This window comes from Pseudomonas sp. Sample_20 (assembly GCF_004307585.1).
GTDB lineage: Bacteria > Pseudomonadota > Gammaproteobacteria > Pseudomonadales > Pseudomonadaceae > Aquipseudomonas > Aquipseudomonas atacamensis.
On the sequence record NZ_RCOA01000084.1, the window covers coordinates 1 to 5,044 of the forward strand.

A 5,044-nucleotide genomic window follows, 5' to 3' on the forward strand; every position below is an offset into this window, starting at 1 on the left:
CCATCAGCTCGCCGAGCGTGCCGTAGACTTTCTGGTGGCGCTTGACCCGGTTCAGGCCTTCGAACTGCGCGCTGACCACCACCGCCTTGTAGTGGGTCTGTGACCCGCGACTGTGCATGTGGCTTTCGTCCAGCACTTGCAGGTGCTCAGGCTGTAACAGAGCCAGCGTCGATTCGATGCGTTGTTGCATGGTCATCACGAACTCCGCTTACTTCTTCTTGGCTGGCGCCGCGGCCGGGGTCAGCTCTTTGGTCATGTCGTCGAGCAGCTTGTTGACCACTGGCACCGCGCTTTCCAGTTTGCCCTGGGTCATCTGCGCCGACTGCTGGGTCAGCTGCGGCATTTTTTCCAGGACTTTCTTGCCCAGTGGCGACTGGTAGAAGGCAACCAGATCCTTGAGCTCGGATTCGCTGAAGTTGCTGGTGTAGAGCTTGACCATGTCGGGCTTGAGCTTGTTCCAGCCGATGGCCTGGTCCAGTGCAGCGTTGGCCTTGGCCTGGTAGGTTTCGAGCACGGCTTTCTTCGACTCAGGCGCTTTGGTCTGTTCAAAGCGCTGGGCGAACATTTGCTGCACTTGCATGTACACCGGGGTACCCAGCTTGTCAGCGTGAGCCAGCGTCAGGAAAGCTTCGGCACTGGCGTTGTGGCTGGCGGTATCGGCAAGCACCTGGCCGCTGGCGCAAACCAGTGCAACCGCGGTACAGATGGCGCGAAGACGAGTCATCGAGTTTCCTTTAAGCAAAGCGAGGTCGAACCCCAAGGGCGACCATTCTGCGCCTAACAATCGCTGTGGCTCAACCCCCGGCCCTTGCCGCGCTTGATTGGCGGGGTTTTGCGGTCAACAATCGAGCCGATGGAACCACCCGGGCCGACGCCGGCCTAAATTGCGCCAACAGACCAACAGGAGTGTGCACGATGAGCCGTATCGAAACCGACAGCCTGGGCCAGATCGAGGTCCCGGACGACGCTTACTGGGGTGCTCAGACGCAACGCTCGCTGATCAACTTCGCCATTGGTCAGGAACGCATGCCGCTACCGGTGCTGCACGCCCTGGCCCTGATCAAAAAAGCCGCCGCACGGGTCAACGACCGCAACGGCGACCTGCCTGCCGACATCGCCCGCCTGATCGAACAGGCCGCCGATGAAGTGCTCGCCGGCGAGCATGACGAGCAGTTCCCGCTGGTGGTCTGGCAGACCGGCAGCGGTACCCAGAGCAACATGAACGTCAACGAAGTGATCGCCGGTCGCGCCAACGAACTGGCCGGCAACCCGCGCGGCGGCAAGTCGCCGGTGCACCCGAACGATCACGTCAACCGCTCGCAAAGTTCCAACGACTGCTTCCCCACCGCCATGAGCATTGCCACCGCCAAAGCAGTGCAGGAACAACTGCTGCCGGCGATTGCCGAGCTGTCCGGCGGCCTTGCTGAACTGGCGGCACGGCACATGAAACTGGTGAAGACCGGGCGCACGCACATGATGGACGCGACGCCGATTACCTTCGGTCAGGAATTGTCCGGCTTCATCGCGCAACTGGATTATGCCGAGCGCGCGATTCGTGCCGCGCTGCCGGCGGTTTGCGAACTGGCTCAGGGCGGCACCGCCGTTGGTACCGGTTTGAATTCACCGCACGGCTTCGGTGAGGCGATTGCCGCTGAACTCGCAGCACTGTCCGGTCTGCCGTTCGTCACCGCGCCGAACAAGTTCGCTGCACTGGCCGGTCATGAACCGCTGGTAACGCTGTCAGGTGCGCTGAAAACCCTCGCCGTGGCCTTGATGAAGATCGCCAACGACCTGCGTCTGCTGGGCTCAGGTCCTCGCGCAGGTTTCGCTGAAGTGAAGCTGCCGGCCAACGAACCCGGCAGCTCGATCATGCCCGGCAAGGTCAACCCGACCCAGTGCGAAGCGCTGTCGATGCTCGCCTGTCAGGTGCTCGGCAATGACGTGGCGATCGGTTTTGCCGCCAGTCAGGGGCACTTGCAGTTGAACGTGTTCAAACCGGTGATCATCCACAACCTGCTGCAATCAATCCGTTTGCTGGGAGACGGCTGCAGCAACTTCCAGCAGCACTGCATCGCCGGGCTCGAACCGGATGCCGAGGTCATGGCCAAGCATCTGGAACGTGGGCTTATGCTGGTGACCGCGCTGAACCCGCACATCGGTTATGACAAGTCGGCGGAGATCGCGAAGAAGGCTTACAGCGAAGGGTTGACTTTGCGCGAGGCGGCGTTGCAGCTGGGTTATCTGACTGATGAAGAGTTCGATGCCTGGGTGCGCCCGGAGAACATGATCGAGGCTGGCGCCAAGGGCTGAGTCATATAGCGCCTGAAAGTCCGTCTTCGCGAGCAGGCTCGCTCCCACAGGAAAATTGCACTCCAAAGTGGGAGCGAGCCTGCTCGCGAATACAGGCGCCGCCGATCGTCAGCCTGGCACAACCCTGGCCCGCCGCGCCCTTAGCCCGGCAATCAACGACGGCCCCAACGCCACCAGCGCCGAACCCAGCACCACCAGCACCGCCCCGCCATAGCCCAGCGCATTGATCTGCTCGGCATGCACAAAGTCCGGCCAGATCCGCGCCGCAATCGCCACCGCCACAAACGTCACCAACGGAGTGATCGCCAGCGTCGCGCTGACCCGCGATGCTTCCCAGTGCGCCAGTGCTTCGGCGAATGCGCCGTAGGCGATCAAGGTGTTCATGCAGCACGCCAGCAACAGCCAGCCCTGCAACGGGCTCAGGTTGAGCGCTTCCAGCGGATGCACCCACGGCGTCAGCAATAACCCGCAGAAGAGATAGATCACCATCATCACCTGCAACGAATTCCACACCGTCAGCAATTGCTTCTGGCCCAGCGCATAGAAGGTCCAGACCGTCGACGCCAGCAGCACCAAGAGCACGCCGGCGGTGTAGTCGGACAGCGAAGTCAGCAGCTCGGCCAGGCGCTGATTGAAGAACAGGCCAAAGCCGATCAGCAACACCAGCAAGCCGATGCCCTGGCCGATGCTGAAGCGCTCCTTGAACACGAACAGACTGGCGATCAGCAGCATGATCGGCCCCATTTGCACCACCAATTGCGCGGTGCCGGGGCTGAGCAGGTTGAGGCCCATCAGGTACAACACGTAATTGCCGACCAGCCCCAGCACCGCCATCAGCACCAGCCAGCCACCCTTGGGCCCGAGCACCTTGCGACTTGGCAGGCGCTTGACCGACGCCAGATAAATGAACAGGCAGCCGCCGGAAACCATCAGACGAAACCAGGTCACCGTGACCGGATCCATCACCAGCAACACCTGTTTGAGCTTGATCGGCAGGATGCCCCACAGAAACGCGGTCAGCAGCGCCAGGAACAGTCCGTACACCCAGCGCCCCGATGAAATGTGCATGCGAACCCCAAAAGCCTGCTGACAAGAGCCTGCATTCTAGGCGCCCTGTCCCGTGCAACACAGGGACAGTTACCGCCAGGCCGCGAATGAAACTGTGCAGGTCGCAGCAGTAAACCGGCGCGCCGCCGTTGATCGGCCCGGCAAGCGGGCCAAGTGCTTCAGGCATAAGCTGATTGCAGACTTTTCAACGCATATCAGGGAGACCGACATGTACGCCATGCGCGCCGAGGACAGCGCCCCCGCCACCCGTTTTCGTAGCGACCGCGTGTGTCGGGTCAATGGCGAGCTGTATTTCAGCACCCGGGAAAATACCCTTGAAGGGCCGTATGACAGTCAGGTGATCGAGCGGGAGATTCAGGCTTATATAGCGCGGATGCAGCGGCAGGGTTCCAGCCGCTGAACCGCGGCGCTGCCTTCGCGAGCAGGCTCGCTCCCATAGGGGAATACCGTCACCTGTGGGAGCGAGCCTGCTCGCGAAGGGGCCTGAACAGGCAACCAATCCTTTAGCGCACCGCCTCAAACAACCCACTCGCCCCCATCCCGCCACCCACGCACATGGTGACGATGCCGTAACGCAGGTTGCGCCGCTGCAATTCCCGGATCAGATGCCCGACCTGGCGCGAGCCGGTCATGCCGAACGGGTGGCCGATGGAAATCGAGCCGCCGTTGACGTTGTATTTGTCGTTGTCGATCTCCAGCCGGTCGCGACTGTACAGGCACTGCGAAGCGAACGCCTCGTTCAACTCCCACAGATCGATATCCGCCACTTGCAGGCCCTTGGCCTTGAGCAGTTTCGGCACCGAGAACACCGGGCCGATGCCCATTTCGTCCGGCTCGCAGCCGGCGACGGTGAAACCACGGAAAAACGCTTTCGGTTTGAGCCCCAGCTCCAGCGCTTTGTCCAGACTCATCACCAGTGTCATCGAGGCACCGTCGGACAGCTGCGAGGAATTGCCCGCCGTCACCGAACCGTCGTCGGCGAACACCGGTTTCAAACCGGCAAGGCTTTCGTAGGTGGTGTCCGGGCGGTTGCAGTCGTCGCGCTCGACGACGCCGTCGACAATCTGCACTTCACCGCTGTTCTTGTCCTCGACGCGGTATTTCACCGCCATCGGCACGATTTCATCATCGAACAAACCCGCAGCCTGAGCCTGGGCCGTACGCATCTGGCTTTGCAGCGCATAGCGATCCTGGGCCTCGCGGCTGACGCCGTAACGGCGCGCCACCACTTCGGCGGTCTGGCCCATGGTGTAGTAGATGCCGGGAGTCTGTTGCTTGAGCAGCGGGTTGATCAGGTGATCGGTGTTGACGCTTTTCAGGGTCAGGCTGATCGACTCGACGCCGCCGGCAACGATGATGTCGCTGCAACCGGAGGCGATCTGGTTGGCGGCAATTGCAATCGCCTGCAAGCCCGACGAGCAGAAACGGTTGAGGGTCATGCCGGCGGTGCCGGTGCCCAGGCGCGACAGCACCGCGACGTTGCGGCCGATGTTGTAGCCCTGCGCGCCCTCGTTGGAGCCGGCGCCGACGATGCAGTCCTCGACGCTGGCCGGGTCGATATCGTTGCGGGTCAGCAGCGCATTGACGCAGTGGGCCGCCATGTCATCGGGGCGGGTCTGGTTGAACTTGCCGCGAAAGGATTTGGCCAGGCCGGTCCGCACGCTGT

The 5,044-nt window shown here is 62.1% G+C and carries 6 protein-coding genes; 2 read left to right on the forward strand and 4 right to left on the reverse strand.

The annotated features are described in order from the left end of the window. A partial coding sequence (locus D8U70_RS18300) for a BolA family protein (protein ID WP_130929452.1) occupies positions 1-196 on the reverse strand: 196 nt, incomplete at its 3' end. A 12-nt stretch (positions 197-208) separates the two neighbouring features. Further along, positions 209-724 carry a DUF2059 domain-containing protein gene (locus tag D8U70_RS18305; RefSeq protein WP_016770936.1) on the reverse strand — a complete coding sequence of 172 codons (516 nt, stop codon included), beginning with the start codon at positions 722-724 and terminating at the stop codon, positions 209-211. A gap of 191 nt (positions 725-915) precedes the next feature. Here D8U70_RS18305 and D8U70_RS18310 point away from each other — a divergent pair, with 191 nt between their 5' ends. Then, positions 916-2,310: a class II fumarate hydratase gene (locus tag D8U70_RS18310; protein ID WP_016770937.1), complete on the forward strand. Its 1,395-nt coding sequence runs from the start codon at positions 916-918 to the stop codon at positions 2,308-2,310. A gap of 108 nt (positions 2,311-2,418) precedes the next feature. On the opposite strand, the gene D8U70_RS18315 is transcribed toward D8U70_RS18310, so the two are convergent. Then, positions 2,419-3,378: a DMT family transporter gene (locus D8U70_RS18315; protein ID WP_130929453.1), complete on the reverse strand. Its 960-nt coding sequence runs from the start codon at positions 3,376-3,378 to the stop codon at positions 2,419-2,421. A gap of 208 nt (positions 3,379-3,586) precedes the next feature. Between D8U70_RS18315 and D8U70_RS18320 the strand changes: the two genes are divergently transcribed. Continuing rightward, a complete protein-coding gene (locus D8U70_RS18320) occupies positions 3,587-3,778 on the forward strand; it encodes a DUF6316 family protein (RefSeq protein WP_122603652.1) in 192 nt (63 codons plus the stop codon). A gap of 103 nt (positions 3,779-3,881) precedes the next feature. Here D8U70_RS18320 and D8U70_RS18325 read toward each other — a convergent pair. Beyond that, a partial coding sequence (locus D8U70_RS18325) for a thiolase family protein (protein ID WP_130929454.1) occupies positions 3,882-5,044 on the reverse strand: 1,163 nt, incomplete at its 5' end.